The organism is Amycolatopsis rhizosphaerae (genome assembly GCF_007713715.1).
GTDB classification, from domain to species: Bacteria; Actinomycetota; Actinomycetes; order Mycobacteriales; family Pseudonocardiaceae; genus Amycolatopsis_E; species Amycolatopsis_E rhizosphaerae.
Genome location: NZ_VJWX01000115.1, coordinates 1 through 15929, shown reverse-complemented (window position 1 = coordinate 15929; position 15929 = coordinate 1). Strand labels below are relative to the sequence as shown.

The 15929-nt window shown below is 70.1% G+C and carries 18 protein-coding genes; 10 read left to right on the top strand and 8 right to left on the bottom strand.

Annotated elements, in window-relative coordinates; genetic code table 11:
- Positions 1 to 16: 16 nt before the first annotated feature.
- The 3 genes from FNH05_RS14105 to FNH05_RS14100 form a co-directional block, all read right to left on the bottom strand.
- Positions 17 to 253, bottom strand: coding sequence for a hypothetical protein (locus FNH05_RS14105; RefSeq protein ID WP_144588245.1), 237 nt, complete (start codon positions 251 to 253; stop codon positions 17 to 19).
- A 174-nt stretch (positions 254 to 427) separates the two neighbouring features.
- Positions 428 to 583, bottom strand: coding sequence for a hypothetical protein (locus FNH05_RS38055; RefSeq protein ID WP_186382539.1), 156 nt, complete (start codon positions 581 to 583; stop codon positions 428 to 430).
- 84 nt (positions 584 to 667) lie between these two features.
- Positions 668 to 892: a hypothetical protein gene (locus tag FNH05_RS14100; RefSeq protein WP_144588243.1), complete on the bottom strand. Its 225-nt coding sequence runs from the start codon at positions 890 to 892 to the stop codon at positions 668 to 670.
- Positions 893 to 1487: 595 nt separating this feature from the next.
- Here FNH05_RS14100 and FNH05_RS14095 point away from each other — a divergent pair.
- Positions 1488 to 2261: an AfsR/SARP family transcriptional regulator gene (locus FNH05_RS14095; protein ID WP_186382538.1), complete on the top strand. Its 774-nt coding sequence runs from the start codon at positions 1488 to 1490 to the stop codon at positions 2259 to 2261.
- A gap of 75 nt (positions 2262 to 2336) precedes the next feature.
- On the opposite strand, the gene dusB is transcribed toward FNH05_RS14095, so the two are convergent.
- Complete coding sequence (dusB, locus tag FNH05_RS14090; protein WP_144588239.1) at positions 2337 to 3476, bottom strand: tRNA dihydrouridine synthase DusB; 1140 nt, start codon at positions 3474 to 3476, stop codon at positions 2337 to 2339.
- 125 nt (positions 3477 to 3601) lie between these two features.
- On the opposite strand from dusB, the gene FNH05_RS14085 reads away from it, so the two are divergent.
- Positions 3602 to 4060 (top strand): DUF6328 family protein, encoded by a 459-nt coding sequence (locus tag FNH05_RS14085; protein ID WP_144588237.1) that lies wholly within the window; start codon positions 3602 to 3604, stop codon positions 4058 to 4060.
- An 80-nt stretch (positions 4061 to 4140) separates the two neighbouring features.
- Positions 4141 to 6078 (top strand): class I SAM-dependent methyltransferase, encoded by a 1938-nt coding sequence (locus FNH05_RS14080; protein ID WP_144588235.1) that lies wholly within the window; start codon positions 4141 to 4143, stop codon positions 6076 to 6078.
- Here the strand turns inward: FNH05_RS14080 and FNH05_RS14075 are convergent.
- The gene (locus FNH05_RS14075; protein WP_222426612.1) at positions 6054 to 7232 is read right to left on the bottom strand and encodes a M20 metallopeptidase family protein; all 1179 of its coding nucleotides are present in this window, start codon (positions 7230 to 7232) and stop codon (positions 6054 to 6056) included. The genes FNH05_RS14080 and FNH05_RS14075 overlap by 25 nt on opposite strands.
- Before the next feature lie 47 nt (positions 7233 to 7279).
- On the opposite strand from FNH05_RS14075, the gene FNH05_RS14070 reads away from it, so the two are divergent.
- Positions 7280 to 8842, top strand: a complete 1563-nt coding sequence (locus FNH05_RS14070; protein WP_144588233.1) for a RyR domain-containing protein — start codon at positions 7280 to 7282, stop codon at positions 8840 to 8842.
- On the opposite strand, the gene FNH05_RS14065 is transcribed toward FNH05_RS14070, so the two are convergent.
- Complete coding sequence (locus FNH05_RS14065; protein WP_144588231.1) at positions 8827 to 9111, bottom strand: DUF3040 domain-containing protein; 285 nt, start codon at positions 9109 to 9111, stop codon at positions 8827 to 8829. The two genes, FNH05_RS14070 and FNH05_RS14065, sit on opposite strands and share 16 nt — an antisense overlap.
- A 230-nt stretch (positions 9112 to 9341) precedes the next feature.
- Here FNH05_RS14065 and FNH05_RS39750 point away from each other — a divergent pair, with 230 nt between their 5' ends.
- Entirely contained in the window at positions 9342 to 9470 is a 129-nt protein-coding gene (locus FNH05_RS39750) for a hypothetical protein (RefSeq protein ID WP_268756004.1), read from the top strand.
- Between the two features lie 72 nt (positions 9471 to 9542).
- Here the strand turns inward: FNH05_RS39750 and FNH05_RS14060 are convergent, their stop codons facing one another.
- Positions 9543 to 9926, bottom strand: coding sequence for a VOC family protein (locus FNH05_RS14060; RefSeq protein ID WP_144588229.1), 384 nt, complete (start codon positions 9924 to 9926; stop codon positions 9543 to 9545).
- Positions 9927 to 9993: 67 nt separating this feature from the next.
- Here FNH05_RS14060 and FNH05_RS14055 point away from each other — a divergent pair, with 67 nt between their 5' ends.
- On the top strand, positions 9994 to 10749 hold the full coding sequence (locus FNH05_RS14055) for a TetR/AcrR family transcriptional regulator (RefSeq protein WP_144588227.1): 756 nt from the start codon (positions 9994 to 9996) through the stop codon (positions 10747 to 10749).
- Here FNH05_RS14055 and FNH05_RS14050 read toward each other — a convergent pair.
- Positions 10739 to 11527: an IclR family transcriptional regulator gene (locus tag FNH05_RS14050; protein WP_186382537.1), complete on the bottom strand. Its 789-nt coding sequence runs from the start codon at positions 11525 to 11527 to the stop codon at positions 10739 to 10741. The two genes, FNH05_RS14055 and FNH05_RS14050, sit on opposite strands and share 11 nt — an antisense overlap.
- A 110-nt stretch (positions 11528 to 11637) precedes the next feature.
- Between FNH05_RS14050 and FNH05_RS14045 the strand changes: the two genes are divergently transcribed.
- From FNH05_RS14045 to FNH05_RS14030, 4 genes are all read left to right on the top strand, one after another.
- Positions 11638 to 12783: an acyl-CoA dehydrogenase family protein gene (locus FNH05_RS14045; RefSeq protein WP_144588223.1), complete on the top strand. Its 1146-nt coding sequence runs from the start codon at positions 11638 to 11640 to the stop codon at positions 12781 to 12783.
- Positions 12780 to 14009, top strand: a complete 1230-nt coding sequence (locus FNH05_RS14040) for a CaiB/BaiF CoA transferase family protein (RefSeq protein WP_144588221.1) — start codon at positions 12780 to 12782, stop codon at positions 14007 to 14009. Before FNH05_RS14045 ends, FNH05_RS14040 begins: the two co-directional genes overlap by 4 nt.
- Entirely contained in the window at positions 14006 to 14746 is a 741-nt protein-coding gene (gene fabG, locus FNH05_RS14035; protein WP_144588220.1) for a 3-oxoacyl-ACP reductase FabG, read from the top strand. Before FNH05_RS14040 ends, fabG begins: the two co-directional genes overlap by 4 nt.
- Positions 14747 to 14779: 33 nt before the next feature.
- The coding region (locus FNH05_RS14030) for an acetyl-CoA C-acetyltransferase (protein ID WP_144588218.1) at positions 14780 to 15929 on the top strand (1150 nt) is incomplete at its 3' end.

Genomic DNA, 15929 nt, shown 5'->3' with positions numbered 1-15929 from the left:
AGCTCGGGGTTAGTTGTCAGTCGAAGAAGTCGCCACGGCCAAAGCCGTCAGCGCCCTGGAGCTGGACAATGGTCTGGTTGGCGTTGGCGAACGCGTCGCCACACCTGCCGCCGATTGCCACGGCCTGGTTGAAGGCGTTGATCGTGGCGTGCCCGGCACCGTGGCGGCGCAGACCCCACGTGCCCAGCGCCTCCCGAGCCGTCAGCAGCTCGGCGTCCTGCATCGACAGCTCCTGGATCGACACTTCACTCATTTTGTGTTCTCTCCTCTCGAGGTGTTTCCTCAGGTGCCCGAACCGCGGTCCGTGCACGACACCAGTAGGCCGGTGCACAGTCACCGCACCGTCACCTTTTGGCCGAGGAACACCGAGTCGCCCCATCCGAGTGAACGATTCGGATGGGGCGACGATGGCCGCCGGGGTCTCGCATCAGAGGCGGACGGTGGGGAGGGAGAGGCTGGCGCCGAGCGTGAGCCCGAGGGAGACGTTGGCGCTGAGGCCCGCGTCGACCGTGCTCAGGGCTTCACGACTGGGCAGCAGCTCCACCTGCTCCTGCTCGAAGCGGGTGGTCGAGTGGTTGTCCATCACAGAACTCCTTGATGCCTTTCGGGGGTGGGGCCGCCGGCCGTGTTTCCCGTCACGGCCGACGACCTCGGTCGACGATCAGGATCAGTAGTCGTCGGACATGCCCGCGGCGCCGGTGCCGGCGCCGCCGCCCAGCAGCACGACGCTCGTCTGGCTGGCGTTCGCGCTGGCGTCGCCGGCCCCCTGGGGAATCGCGACAGCAGCGTTGATGGTCGTGATGAGGTTGTTGAAGGAGTTGACCTGCAGCGCCTCGCGAACCGGCAGCACCTCGATGTCCTGGGCGGACAGCTCCTGCGTCGATACCCTCATTTGGTTCTCCTCTCGGGGGTTATTTGTATTGCCCGCGGTGCTTGGACCGCGACCGAAAGTTAGGTCCGGTTGCGTCACCGGCTCGTCACGGTGCGATAACCCCGGGGGTCTTCGGGTCCCGCCAGCCACACTGCCCCCACTGGAATCTCTTGTTGTAGCAGGGGTTTTGACCCTTCAGGGGGGTCTTCTCGGTTGCTATCGGAACCCGGGTTTGGTTGTCTGATCAACCACATGGGTGCTCTCCGGGAGCAGCCGCCCCTGTGGGGAGCCGACTGATTGCAGGCCGATGGCCCGCCGGGTTAGTGTGAGGACGAAAGTTGCTTCGCCGACCGATTCCCTGGTCTCACAAGGAATTTCGGCGAGAGTAGCCGTCCTGGACCTTGACGGGCGGTCCGGTGGAAACAAGCGGAAGCGCCGGGCGAACGGACGGCCTTTCGCACGCTGGGCCCTCTCGCCTGCCGATCCCCGAGACAAAACGGCTGTTTCAGTGTCAGTGACTTGTGACTGTGGCGCGGCGATCCGGCCCAACCCGATCGCGACGTCGTCCCGCCCGCGGCGCGGTGGACCAGGCACAAGCCGATACGGAAGGAAGACGATGACGAGGATTCCCAGCCAGCGCGGTGCGCGGCTGAGACCCGACGGGCCAGAAGGCGGGTACCAGCTGACACTCCTCGGCGGATTCTCCCTGCGGCACGACGGCGTCGAGATCGAACTGGCGCCCAGCGCGCAGCGGCTGCTCGCCTTCCTCGCGCTGCACCGCCGCCATCCCCGCGGTTACGTGGCGAGCATGCTGTGGCCGGAGTATCCGCAGGAGCAGGCGCTCGCGAGCCTCAGGACAGCGCTGTGGCGCGTGCGGACGCGGGCGGCGGGCACCCTGTCCTCGACCCGGCACGACCTCGATCTGGACCTCGATGTCCTGGTCGACGTGCACCGGCTCGCCGAGGTGGCCAACCACGTGATCGACTCGGTGGGCGAGGACCGGCCGCTGGTCGACGCCTACACGGTGCGGGGGATCCTGACCGCGCCCGGGGAACTGCTGCCGGGCTGGTACGACGACTGGGTGCTGACCGAACGGGAGCAGACCAGGCTCCTGCACGTGCGGGCGCTGGAGGCACTGGCCGACCAGTTGCTCAACCACCACCGGCCCAGTTCGGCGGTGCACGCGGCGCTCACCGCCACCACGCTCGAACCGTTCCGGGACAGCGCGCACGCGGCCGTCCTGCGGGCGTACCTGAGCGAGGGGAACACCACCGAGGCGATCCGCCATTTCCAGCACTACCGCTCCATGCTGCACCGGGAGCTGGGGGTGGAACCGTCGCCGGCGCTGTACAAGCTGGTGCGACCGCATCTGAGCGGGATCGTCGGCTGACACTCCCCGCGAACACGAAGCGGACACGAAGGAGCCCCGCACGGCCAGGCCGTGCGGGGCTCCTTCACGTGCGGCTCAGCCGCCGGAGTGCATCATGTCCGCCCCGGCGGGCACCGACGGGTCGTCGGGGTCGTCCAGCCAGCCGTGCGGGAGGGTCACCTTGCCCGGCGAGCCCTGGCGGCCGCGTGGCCCCTCGGCGGCATCGGGGAACGGGGCTTCGTGATCCAGTTGGCCGATCAGCTCGTCCAGCTCCGCCAGGGAGGACACCATCGCGAAGCGGCGACGCAGTTCCGAACCCACCGGGAAGCCCATGAAGTACCAGGCCATGTGCTTGCGCAGGTCACGCATGGCCTTGCCGGGGCCGTCGTGCTCGACGAGCAGTTCGGCATGCCGCCGCAGCACGCGGGCGACCTCGCCGAGGTTCGGCCCCTTCGGGATCTCGCGCCCGGCGAACGCGGCCTCCAGCTCGCCGAACAGCCAGGGGCGGCCCAGGCATCCCCGGCCGACGACAACCCCGTCGCAACCGGCCTCGGCGACCATCCGAAGCGCGTCGTCCGCGGTGAAGACGTCGCCGTTGCCCAGCACCGGGATGGTGGTGACGGCCTCCTTCAGCTTCGCGATGTAGCTCCAGTCCGCCTGGCCGGAGTAGCGCTGGGCCGCGGTGCGGGCGTGCAGGGACACCGCCGCCGCCCCCTCGGCCTCCGCGATGCGGCCTGCGTCGAGGTAGGTGTGGTGCTCGTCATCGATGCCGATGCGGAACTTCGCGGTCACCGGGACACCGGCGGGTGCGGCCGCCTCGACACAGGCCGAGATGATGTTGGCGAACAGCCTGCGCTTGTACGGCAGGGCCGCGCCGCCGCCCTTGCGGCAGACCTTGGCCACCGGACAACCCCAGTTGGTGTCGATGTGGTCGGCGAGCCCCTCACCGACGATGATCTTGACGGCCTCGCTCATCGTCTTCGGGTCGACCCCGTAGAGCTGCATCGACCGGGGATGCTCCTGCTCGTCGAAGGTCATCATGTGCAGGGTCCCGGGGTGCCGCTCGACCACGGCGCGGGCCGTGATCATCTCGCACACGTACAGCCCGGCGCCGTACTCACGGCACAGCCTGCGGAAGGCCACGTTCGTGATTCCCGCCATCGGAGCCAGCACGACGGGGGTGTCGACCTGGTAGGGGCCGATCTTGAGGGCCGGTTTCGACAGGGTGGCAGTCACCGCTCCAGGCTAGCTGGCCTGCACCGGACGCGAGTCGCGGCCGCCCGGCCGGGCTCTCGGCGACGACGTGACATCCACAGTGGACAAGGCTGCCGGGCGTCCCGCGGTCTTCTACCCTGAACGGGGTGACCGGCGAGGACGAGGAAACGCCGAACCAGCGGCTGGCCCGCAACGTCAGCGAGTTGCTCAGCGAACTCCGCGTGGCGCAGGCCGGGGTGCAGATCCTGTTCGGGTTCCTGCTGGCGGTCGTGTTCACCGCCCAGTTTCGGCAGGCCAGCGGGATCGAAAAGGCGATGCACCTGGTCGCCGTCCTCCTCACGGCGACCTCGACGGCCCTGCTCACCGCGCCCGCGGCCTGGCACCGGATGCTGTTCCGCGGCGGGTTCAGGCTGGAGATCGTGGAGGCGGGCAACCGCGCCGTGCTGGCCGGGCTGGTCTGTCTCGCCGCCGCCGTGGTCGACACCGTAGCGCTGATCGCGAAGGTGGTGTACGGGCCGATCGCGATGATCGTGGTGGGTGGCCTGGGTGCGCTGGTGTTCGTGCTGCTCTGGTTCGTCGTCCCCTCGCTCATCGCGCGGCGCTGACCCCAATATCCGCTTTCCGCCTCCGGAGTGTGCCCGAATGGATACACTGGCGGTCTCTCACACCATTCCCGGAGGTCTCGTTGACCCGGCTCACCGCTTTTCTCGCCTGGTCCACCCAGGCAGGTTCACCGGACGCGGTGCAGAAGGCCCTGTCGGTGATGAAGGCCAAGCTCGCCGAACACGGGTTCGACTATTACGACTGGAACGAGAACCAGAGCGTCAACAAGGACATCGGTGCGAAGGTCAGCGACGAGCTGCTGAAATCGGATCTGGTCATCCTGGAGGGCAGCAAGCAGCGCCCGAACCTCGCTTACGAGGCCGGTTTCACGCACGCGCTGCACCTGCCGCTGGTGGTGGTCAAGCAGGCGGGGTCCGAGCGGCTGCCGGAGAACTTCGGCGAGCCGGACTACCTGGCGTACCCGAGTGACGCGGGCGACGAGGAGGGGTTCGCCGCCTTCGAGGCGCGGTTCACCGACTGGCTCGGCAAACTCGCCCTCACCACGCTCTCGCCCGGCCAGCGCTCCGCCCGGCACGGCCGCAACGCGCTGAACGAGCAGATCAACAAGTTCATCGACGGCTACGCGGAGGAGCACGCGAGCCTGCACCTGCTGGGCGGCTGGGCGGGCGCGCTGGCGCTGGAGCTCGACTCGGGCGGTGCCTCACAACTGGTCGTCGACGCCGACTACTACCTGCCCAGCTTCTCCAGCCTGCGTGCCTGGGACGGCGGTCAGATCCGGGCGATCGCCGACCTCACCGACGAGACCGAGCAGTTCTGGACGCCCGATCACCCCGAGGAGATGACCGCGAACGTCAGCGAGCGCATCTTCCTCATCGACTGGTCGTGGTTCTTCGAAAACGAGGACAAGCTGGCCCGCCACATCGACCTGTGGCGGCGGCACCAGGCCCGGCATCGCACCGGCCCGTACGAGATCTTCATCGCGGCGAGGGAAGAGCTACGCCCCGGCGAGGTGCACCCGATGGGCCCTGGCGCGGTCGGGCACCACCTGCTGCTGCTCGACCCGGACCTGATCGGCGGGTACCGGCCCAATCCCGGCCGGATCGACGGCCGCCAGCTCGTCATCGAGCGCAACACGCTGCGCTATGCCAGCGCGACCCAGTTCTACGACTCGATCAAGTCCCGTGCGGTGCGGTTCGAGCCCAGCATGAAGGTGGTCGACCTGCGCCGGGCCTGGCTGGCCAGGACCGGGGTCGGGCACTGGGACGAGGACTGGACCAGTGAGACCGAGTTCCGCTCGCCCGACTACTTCGACCTCTACGAGCGGCACATCCGGTGCTGGATCCCGCGCTACGCCCAGCTCATCCGTGACTGCGCGGCCACCGTGTTCCGGGAGATCCTGCGGATCTACGCGGACAGCATGCGTTCGGTGGACGTGCTGGAGCTCGGATACGGCACCGGACGGCTCACCAGCGAGATCGTGCCCTGGATCCGCAACATCAACCGGCCGTTCTACGAGCTGGAGCACCACGGCCCGGTCCGGCAGTACCGCGGGGTGGACCGGGCCGAGCAGATGGTCGAGTACACGCGGGAGATGCTGCGGCCGGAACAGCAGCCCGGTCTGGACATGCGGCTCGTGCGCGGCACCGCCTGGGAGGACATCGACGGGCGCTACGACGTGGTGTTCGGTTCGCTGGTGATGCACTTCCTGATCGGGCCGGATCCCACGGACGAGACGCTGGACGAGTTCTTCGCCAACTCCGCCGAGCACACCACCGAGGACGGGACGCTGATCTTCGCGGACGTGTTCGGCGTCAACGGGGACCGGCGGGGCGCCTCGGCGATGGAGAAGTGGCGGGAGTGGATGATCCGCTACGGGCTCGCCGAAGAGGAGGTCGACGGCTACATGGCGGGTAACACCGACATGACCAGTGCCGCGCCGGTGTCGCTGCTGCGCAAGGCCGCCGAGGCGCACGGGTTCCGCACCCGGGTCAAGGTGGTCGGGGCGCCGACCCTACCCTTCCGCATCGTGGTGTTTCAGAAGGAACGCTCGGTGCCGTGAGCCGACCGGGCTCCCGCGAAGTACGCCAGCGCCTGGGCGCGGGCGACCAGCCGGACGGATTCGGCCGGTGGCAGGAACTCCGGGTGGTGCAGGGGCCGTGGGCGGAAACCGGGCGCGTCCCGCAGTCCCACGAAGGCCATCAGTGCCGGTCCGAGCCGGTTCAGGTGCGCGAAGTCGTCGCCGCCGCAGGAGCGCCACGGCGGGGCGACGCGCAGGCCGGCCGCCGGGGCCAGCTCCGCCGCCAGCCGCGCCAGGGTTTCGTCGTTGACCAGTGGCGGGTCGCTCTTGGTGAACCGCACGGTGGCGGTGCACCCGTGCGCCGCGGCGACACTCTCCACAGTGGACACCACTGCGGTGCGGAGCGCGGCCTGGTCGGTGGCGTCGAGCGCGCGCAGGGTCGCCCAGGCGCGGGCCTGTGCGGGGATGACGTTTTCCGCGGTGCCCGCTTCGAGCCTGCCGACGGTGAGCGTCGCCGCGTGCGTGGGATCGATGCGCCGCCCCACCAGGGTGTGCAGTGCCACCACGGTCTGGGCCAGCGCCAGCACCGGGTCGGTGGCCAGATGGGGGTAGGCGCCGTGACCGCCTTCCCCGGTCACCACGATCTCCGCGGCGTCCGCCGCCGCGTTCACCGCGCCCGGCTCCACCCCGACGGATCCCCAGGCGATCAACGGGTGCAGGTGGGCCGCCACCACCGCGTCGAACCCCTGTGCCAGCTCGGGTTCGGCCAGCAGCGCGACCGCGCCGGAAGGGTGGCGTTCCTCGCTCGGCTGGCACACCGCGACGAACGGTGCGGGCAGCCCGTCGCGCAGGAGGTGGGCGGCGCGGGTCAGCGCGACCAGGGCCGCGAGGTGCACGTCGTGCCCGCAGGCGTGCATGCACCCGTTGGCCGAGGCGAACGGGGCGCCGGTCTCCTCCGGCACGGCCAGGCCGTCGAGTTCCGCGCGGACGAGCACGCCGCGCGGCCCGCCGATCCGCGCCAGCAGGCCGGTTTTCGCCACCCTGGTGCACTCGACCGGCATCGCCTCGGCGACCAGCTCGGCGGTGTGGAATTCGGAGAAACCGGTTTCCGGGATGGCGTGCAACCGCTCCCGGAGGGCGATCGCGGCCGGGATTTCGAGGTCGACGAGCCGGAGAAGCCGTTCCAGACTGGGCACCGCTCCAGTTGTAACCGACGGAGGACACCCTGACGTCACGACCGGCGGTGCTGATTCGTCTCGCTTTTGCCGTCCTCACCGTCGTGTCGCTGGTGCTGGGCTATCTCGGCCTGGCGGACTACCTCGCGGCGAGCACCACCTTCGCCCACCGCCCGATCGATCTCGTCTATTACGACCTGCAGCTGTTCGTGATCAATTCGGGTCCGGTCACCAACGGGGGCCCGTACCCGTGGCCGCTGGAGATCAGCCGGTTCCTCACCCCGGCCGTCACCGCCTACGCCGTGTTGGAGGCCGCGAGGCTGCTGTTCGCCACCGAGATCGCCCGGCAGCGCGCGCGCCGCCGCTCCCGGCACATCGTGGTGTGCGGTGGTTCCGACGCGGCGAAAACCCTCGCCGCGCGGCTCACCGACGACGGCCACCGAGTGGTTACCGTGCCGAGCGCGCGCACACCGAGGGCGCTGACCGAGGTGGGGCTGGCCCGGGCCGCCCGCCTGTACGCGTGCGCCGACGAGACTCCGGCCAACATCGCGACGGTACTGGCCGCGAGCCAGGTAGCGCGCAAGGCGCACGCGCCGCTCCAGGTCCACGCCCACGTCGCGGATCCCGAACTCGGCGACACGCTGCGCGGCGGGCGCTGGCGGGAGGGGATGGAGGTCGACTTCTTCTCACTGGAAGGGGTCGCGGCCAAGAAGGTGCTGGCCACCGAACAGCCCGACGGGGAGCGTCTGGTGGTCATCGGGCTGAGCGCGTTCGGCCGCGCCCTGCTGCTCGAACTCGGCCGCCGCGCGGCCCGGGCGCGGCGGGGCCCGGTCCCGGTCACCGTCGTCGACCCGGACGGGGCCGCCGTGGTGGCCCAGATGCGGGCCCGCCACCCGTTCTTCGCCGAGGCCTGCACCGTGACCGTGGCCGGTGTCTACCATCCGGAACCAGGTGTGCACCGGGTCTTCGTTTGCCACGATGACGAGGAAAGGGCGCTACGCGACGGGCTCACCGCCGCCGCCAAGGTGGACGCGACCAAGGGGACCGTCATCGTGCGGATGGCTCAACTGGCCGGCGTGGGTGAGATGATGGTGCAGCACGGTCAGGAAGACCGGTTGAGGTTCGTAGGAGTGCTGGACATGGCGAGCGTGTACCTATCCGAGCGGATCACCGACTCGCTGGCGCGCGCCGTGCACCGGCGTTACCTGCGAGACCAGGCCGCGCTGGGGCAGACCCCCGAGACGAACTCCTCCCTGGTGCCGTGGGAGGACCTGCCGGAGACGCTGCGTGACGCCAACCGTGCGCAGGCGGCGGACATCGAGCGCAAGCTGGCCCTGGTCGGTTGCGCCGCGGTGCCCAGCCTCGAGGAGGTGCCGTTCGCCTTCTCACCCGAGGAGGTCGAGTTGCTCGCGGTGAGCGAGCACCACCGGTGGATGGCGGAGCGGCAGTCGGACGGCTGGCGCTACGGCGCCGTTCGCGACAACGAGGCGAAGCTGCATCCGGACCTGCGGCCCTGGGACGAGCTGGGCGAAGCGGAGCGCCAGAAGGACCGCAACGTCGTGCTGGCGCTGCCGGAGATCCTGGCCGATGCCGGGTTCCGGATCGTGCGGAAGGGTCAGCGCACCCGGTAGAGGCAGGTGCGCCACAGGATCGCGGTGGGCACGCCCGAGGCCAGCGCCGTGCCCAGCGCCATCAGGAAGCCCGAGTGCACCTGGGCGGCCGCCACCAGGATGAACAGGCCGGAGACCATGGAGCAGAGCGCACCGAAGATCGCCAGCACAACAGTGGGGATCCGCATCGGCCGTAGCTCGGCGAGCCGCTGAGCCAGGCGCGGATTTTCCTCGGCGAGCTGCCGCTCGATCTCGGACAGTCGCCGCTGCTCTTCGCCGTGAAGTGCCATCGCCGCACCGCCTCTTGATTCATTATGGTCCCGGCCGGGGGCCGTTGTCACGGCACGGCCGGGACGGCGCCCGGTGTGAAATGCGTTGGTTGTCGGCTAGTTGCTGGCGGTAAGTAGGTAATATTACCCCGAGTTAACACAGTTGCCAGAAAAAAGCGAGGGGATGGGCGCTTCTGGCGGCACCACGAACCGCGTGAGCGGCAGCTCAGGCGGGTGAGGGAGGTACGGACATGAGCGTGAGTCAGAAAGAGCTGGAGGCTACGCCGATCTTCGCCGCGCTGACCGCGGAGATCGACCTCGAGCAGCTCCTCGGCGACGCGATCGAGTCACCCCAGCAGGCTTCTCAGCACGAAGAGTGATTGTCGGATAACAGAAAAGACACGGGGCCGGAGGTGATTTCCGGCCCCGTTCTCATTTCACCACCCGTACCGTCAGGCGTTGCCCTTCCAGTCGACCAGTTGGACGATCACGCCGTTGGGATCGCGGACCTGGAAGGCCCGCTCGCCCCACTCTTCGACGGTCAGGGGCATGGTGATCGTCACGCCCTCGCGCTGAAGGCGTTCGAGTTCACCTTCGAGGTCGTCGACGACGAAGGCGAGGATCAGGCCCGCGGCGTGGACGTCCCGCTGGTCGGCGGGCAGGGTCGGCAGCCCCCGGCTCAGGAAGATCACGTTGAGCCCGGCGTCCTCCCTGGTCAGTGAGGCGAACCCGTCGGCGGCCATCTGCTCGGTGAACCCGAAATGGTGGCGCAGGAACCGGCTGGACGCCGCGACGTCGTCGACGTTGAGCGACACGGCGGAAGAGGTGATCCGCATACTACTCCTTTTCTCCGTACTACGTACAATGTACATAGTGCGGAGAAAGGTGCGCAACAATCGGGGCATGGCGACCGAACGGAGCGGTGCCGGCGACCCGGCCCGGACCCTGCACCTGCTGTGGCGGGAGACCACACCGCCCAAACGCGGACCCCGGCAGGGCCTGAGCATCGACGCGGTCGTCGACGCCGCGACCGCCATCGCCGACGCCGAGGGGCTGGACGCCCTGACCATGCGACGGGTCGCGCAGGCGCTCGGCGTCGCGCCGATGACGCTGTACACCTACGTGCCGGGCAAGGCCGAACTGCTCGACCTCATGCTCGACACCGCCTACCTGCGCATGCGGCGCACCGACACCGGCGGGTGGCCGTGGCGCCGTCGGCTCACCGAGATCGCCGAGGAGAACCGCGAGCTGTATCGCGCGCACCCGTGGGCGGCCGGCGTCTCCACCCTCCGGCCCACCCTGGGACCCGGGCTGATGGGCAAGTACGAGCACGAGCTGTCCGCGTTCGACGGGCTGGGCCTCGACGACGTGACCACCGACGATGCCCTGGCCTACCTGCTGTCCTTCGTCCAGTCCTGCGCCCGCGCCGCGGAAGGCGCCCGCGCCGCCAGAAGCGACAGCGCGATGTCGGACCAGCAGTGGTGGCAGGCCAACGAGCCGTTGCTGTCACGGGTCTTCGACGAGAAGACCTATCCCCGCGCGGCGAGGATCGGCTCGGCCGCGGGCGCGGCTCACGGCAGCGCCCACGACCCGGACCACGCCTACCGGTTCGGGCTCGAACGCGTCCTCGACGGGCTCGCGGTGCTGATCACGCCGTGAAACCCGGCGCGCCGCCGTCGAACCGGCAGCGCGTGCCCATCTCCCGCATGACCGAGCGGAGCGCGTCCAACTCGTCCTCGTCCACCGCGTCGGACAGGCCCAGTGCGACCAGCACCCCGCGCAGCCCGCCACTGGAGTCGAGCACCGGACAGGACACCGCGAGCACACCCGGCAGGTATTCGCCGCGCGACACCAGTACGCCGCGTTCGGGCAGGCGGGCCACCTCGGCCAGGTACTCGTCCGGATCGGTGCGCGTGCGCGGCGTCACCTGGCGCAGGCCGTCCGCGAGCAGCCGCCTCCGTTCCGCCTCGTCGGCGAAGGCGAGCACCCACTTCCCGTATGACACGTCGGTGACGGGAAAGCGGTTGCCCACCGACACGTTGATGTGCATGGGATTCCCGCTGTCCTCTTTGGCGACGTACATCATTCTGTCGCCGGGGACCCGCTGGGCGAAGACGATGGTGTGGCCGGTGCGGCGGGCGCATTCCCGCATCAGCGGCCGGAGCGCGGCCAGGTAGTCGAGGGATTCCTGGGCGCGGGAGCCGAGTACTACGCAGTAGTAGCCGAGGGAGTAGCGCTTGCCGGTCGCGTCGAAGGCGACCAGCCCGTGGGCCTGGAGGGTTTTCAGCACGCGCAGGCAGGTGGTCTTGGACACGTCCAGCGCGCTGGTGATCTCGGACAGCGTGCACGACTGCGTGCGGTAGCGCGTCAGCATCGCCAACACCCTGGCCGCCGTGTCCACGGAGGGCACGAAGTAGGCGGACTCCGGCTCGGCCACGGGGTTCTCCTGACTCCGATGGGGTCGACAGGCGCGAGGTGGAGCGGTCATACTACCACGGCGTTTCACAACAGAACCTTGGGTTCATATATGAAACAGCTGGAGGTGTCGTGGAGGCTGACGAGTTCCGTGCCGTGCTGGCGGCCGTCCGGGAACTGGTGCGCAAGGAGGTCGTGCCGCAGGAGGCGCTCATCGAGGAGCGTGACGAGATCCCGGCCGCGCTCCGGGAGAAGGCGGCGGCGATGGGCCTGTTCGGCTGGGCCCTTCCCGAGCAGTACGGCGGGCTCGGCCTGTCGATGAGCGAGGACGTGCGGCTCGCCTTCGAGCTCGGCTACACCACGCCCGCCTTCCGCTCGATGTTCGGCACCAACAACGGCATCGCCGGGCAGGTGCTTGTCCGCTACGGCACCGAGGAGCAGCGCACGCGGTGGCTGCCGCGGCTCGCCTCGGGCGAGGTGGTGGCTTCGTTCGCGCTCACCGAGGCGGAGGCCGGATCGGATCCGAGCGGGATGACCACCCGTGCCGTGCGCGACGACGACGGGTATGTCGTCAACGGCACCAAGCGGTTCATCACCAACGCTCCGATCGCCGGACTCTTCGTGGTGTTCGCGAGGACCGATCCGGCGGCCACCGGCACCAAGGGGATCTCCGCGCTGCTGGTCGAGGCGGGCACGCCCGGGCTGAGCGTCGGGCCGCGGGACCACAAGATGGGCCAGTCGGGTGCCTGGACCGCCGAGGTCTCCTTCCAGGACGTGCGCGTACCGGCTTCGGCGCTGGTCGGCGGCGAGGAGGGCACCGGATTCCACGCCGCGATGGCCTCGCTCGCGCGCGGCCGCCTGCACATCGCCGCGATCTGCGTCGGCATGGCCGAACGCGCGATCGAGGAGATGGTGGGCTACGCCGCCACCGCCCGGCAGGGCGGCCGTCCCATCGGCGACCACCAGCTCGTGCAGGCCCACCTCGCCGAGTCGTACACCGAGTACCTGGCCGGGCGCGCGCTGGTCCTCGACGCCGCGGCCCGGTACGACAGCGGGGAGGACACCAGGATCGGGCCCTCCTCCGCGAAGCTGTTCTGCAGCGAGATGGTGAACCGCGTGACCGACCGGGCCGTGCAGGTGCACGGCGGATCCGGCTACATCCGCGGCGTCACCGCCGAGCGCCTGTACCGGGACGCGCGCCTGTTCCGGATCTACGAGGGCACCAGCGAGGTGCAGAAGCTGGTGATCGCCCGCCAGTTGCTGCGGGACGCCCGATGACCGGTGACCTGCCGCTGACCGGCGTGACCGTGGTGAGCCTCGAACAGGCGGTGGCCGCGCCGATGGCCACCCGCCACCTGGCCGACCAGGGCGCCCGTGTGATCAAGATCGAGCGGGTCGACGGCGGGGACTTCGCGCGCGACTACGACAACGCGGTCAAGGGCCTGGGCTCGCACTTCTTCTGGCTCAACCGCGGCAAGGAGTCCGTCGCGCTCGACCTGAAGACCGGCGAGGGACGCGAGCTGCTGCGACAGCTCATCGACCGCGCCGACGTGTTCGTGCAGAACCTCGCTCCGGGCGCGGCGGCACGGCTCGGGCTCGACGCGGGGACGTTGCGTGCCGAGCGGCCCGGACTGATCGTGGTGGACATGTCCGGATACGGCTCCTCCGGCCCGTACCGGGACCGGCGCGCCTACGACCTGCTGGTGCAGAGCGAAACCGGACTCGTGTCGATCACCGGCACGCCCGAGGCGGCGGCCAAGACGGGCATCCCGACGGCCGACATCGCCGCCGGGATGTACGTCTACTCCGGGGTGCTGGCGGCCCTGTTCCGGCGCGAGCGCACGGGGGCGGGGGCGCACCTGGAGGTGTCCATGTTCGACGCGCTCACCGAATGGATGGGGCACCCGCTCTATCTGACCGCCCACACCGGGCGGAACCCGCCGCGCGCGGGGCTGAGCCATCCGGTGATCGCCCCGTACGACGCCTACCCCACCGCGGACGGACCCGACGTGTTGATCGGCATCCAGAACGACCGGGGCTGGGTGCGCCTGGTGACCGAGGTGCTGGACCGCCCGGAACTGGCCACCGATCCGGATTTCGCGACGAACGCCGCGCGGGTCCGCAACCGGCAACGGGTCGACGGGCTGGTCGCCGAAGGCACCGGGAAGCTGCCCGGGGACGAACTCGTGCGCAGGCTCGACGCGGCCGGTATCGCGTCGGCCCGGCTGAACTCCGTGCGGGACCTGCTCGCGCACCCGCAGCTCGCCGAGCGGGACCGGTGGCGCGAGGTGCCCACCCCGGTGGGGCCCGTCCCGGCGCTGCTGCCCCCGGTCCTGTTCTCCGACGTGGAAGCCCACATGGGTGCGGTGCCGGCGTTGGGCGCGCACACCCGGCGCGTGCTGGCCGAACTGGGGCTGAGCGCGGAGAGGATCGACGAGCTGGCCGGGCGGGGTGTGCTCGCGTTCGGTGCTTCCGATGTCGTCGACGAGGAGGGCGAAGGGTGAATCTGCTGGCGGGCCGGTCCGTGGTGGTGACCGGCGGGGCACAGGGAATCGGCAGGGCGATCGCGGAGAAGGCGATCGAGCACGGCGCCAGGGTGGTGCTCGGGGATCTCGATCTCGACGCCGCGCGGGCCTGCGCGGAGGAGCTGGGCGGGCCGGGCAGGGCCGTCGCCGTGCGGTGCGACGTCACCCGGGCCGACGAGGTGGAGGCGCTGGTCGCGCGGTGCGTGGACGAGTACGGCGGAATCGACGTGATGGTGAACAACGCCGGGATCACCCGGGACGCGACCATGCGGAAGATGACGCTCGACGCCTTCCGCGAGGTGCTCGACGTGCACCTCACCGGGACCTGGCTGGGCACCCGGTTCGCGTCGCTGGTCATGCGCGAGCAGGGCCGTGGGGCGATCGTGAACATCTCCTCGATCTCGGGCAAGGTCGGCAACATCGGCCAGACCAACTACAGCGCGGCGAAGGCCGGGATCGTGGGGCTGACCAAGGCCGCCGCGAAGGAGGTCGCGCACGCGGGGGTGCGGGTCAACGCCGTGCAGCCCGGGCTGATCCGCACCGCGATGACCGAGGCGATGCGGCAGGACGTGTGGGACGCCAAACTCGCCGAGATCCCGATGGGACGGGCGGGGGAACCGCACGAGGTCGCGGACGTGGTGGTGTTCCTCGCCTCGGACATGGCGAGTTACCTCACCGGCGTGACCATCGAAATTACCGGCGGGCGGTACATGTGACCGCCCACCGACAGTACACAAAGGACGATCAGCATGCGTGACGCGGTGATCTGCAGCCCGCTTCGGACGGCCGTCGGCCGGTTCGGTGGCGCCTTCAAGGACGTGCCGGCCCAGCGGCTCGGCGCGGCCGTGGTCCGGGCCATCCTGGACCGCACCGGCCTGCCCGCCGAGGCCGTCGACGACGTTCTGCTCGGCAACTGCTACCCGAGCATGGACGCACCGGCGATCGGCCGGGTGGTGGCGCTCGACGCCGGGCTGCCGGTGGAGACCGGCGGCCTCCAGCTGGACCGCCGCTGCGGCTCCGGGCTGCAGGCGGTGATCAACGCGGCGATGCAGGTGCAGACCGGCGCGAGCGACGTGGTGCTGGCCGGTGGGGTGGAGAGCATGAGCCGCGCACCGATGTACAGCACCGAGGGGCGCTGGGGCGTGCGCGGTGCCGGGCTGATGCTGCACGACAGCCTCGCGCGTGGGCGGGTCACCGCGGGCGGGCAGGACTACCCGGTGCCCGGCGGCATGCTCGAAACGGCGGAGAACCTGCGCCGCGAGTACCGAATCCCGCGTGAGGAACAGGACGAGCTGGCGCTCGCCTCGCACCAGCGCGCCGCGAAGGCCCAGGCCGCCGGTGTGTTCGCGGAGGAGATCGTCCCGGTGACCGTGCCGGGCCGCCGGGGCGAGGTGGTCGTCGACACCGACGAGCACGTGCGACCGGACACCACGCTGGAGGGGCTGGCGAAGCTGCGCCCCGTGATGCTCGCCGACGACCAGGACGCCACGGTCACCGCGGGCAATTCCAGTGGGCAGAACGACGGTGCCGCGGTCTGCGTGGTGACCACGCCAGAGCGGGCGGCAGAACTGGGCCTGACTTCCCTGGCGCGCCTGGTGAGCTGGGGCGTCGCGGGCGTTCCGCCCCGCACCATGGGCATCGGCCCGGTGCCCGCCACGCGGCGGGCGCTGGACCGGGCCGGGCTCCGTCTGTCCGATATGGACCTGATCGAGCTGAACGAGGCGTTCGCCGCGCAGGTGCTCGCGTGCACACGGGAGTGGGGTTTCACCGAGGCCGATTCCGAGCGCCTCAACGTGCACGGGTCCGGGATCTCGCTCGGCCACCCGGTCGGCGCGACCGGCGGCCGCATCCTCGCGACACTGCTGCGTGAACTGCACCGGCGCGACGCCCGGTACGGCC

Bases quoted from the DNA above. Each gene is read 5' to 3' on its own strand.
- FNH05_RS14105 (WP_144588245.1), bottom strand. From the start codon at position 253: ATGAGTGAAGTGTCGATCCAGGAGCTGTCGATGCAGGACGCCGAGCTG.
- FNH05_RS38055 (WP_186382539.1), bottom strand. From the start codon at position 583: ATGGACAACCACTCGACCACCCGCTTCGAGCAGGAGCAGGTGGAGCTG.
- FNH05_RS14100 (WP_144588243.1), bottom strand. From the start codon at position 892: ATGAGGGTATCGACGCAGGAGCTGTCCGCCCAGGACATCGAGGTGCTG.
- FNH05_RS14095 (WP_186382538.1), top strand. From the start codon at position 1,488: ATGACGAGGATTCCCAGCCAGCGCGGTGCGCGGCTGAGACCCGACGGG.
- FNH05_RS14065 (WP_144588231.1), bottom strand. From the start codon at position 9,111: ATGGCACTTCACGGCGAAGAGCAGCGGCGACTGTCCGAGATCGAGCGG.
- FNH05_RS39750 (WP_268756004.1), top strand. From the start codon at position 9,342: ATGAGCGTGAGTCAGAAAGAGCTGGAGGCTACGCCGATCTTCGCCGCG.
- FNH05_RS14060 (WP_144588229.1), bottom strand. From the start codon at position 9,926: ATGCGGATCACCTCTTCCGCCGTGTCGCTCAACGTCGACGACGTCGCG.
- FNH05_RS14055 (WP_144588227.1), top strand. From the start codon at position 9,994: ATGGCGACCGAACGGAGCGGTGCCGGCGACCCGGCCCGGACCCTGCAC.
- FNH05_RS14040 (WP_144588221.1), top strand. From the start codon at position 12,780: ATGACCGGTGACCTGCCGCTGACCGGCGTGACCGTGGTGAGCCTCGAA.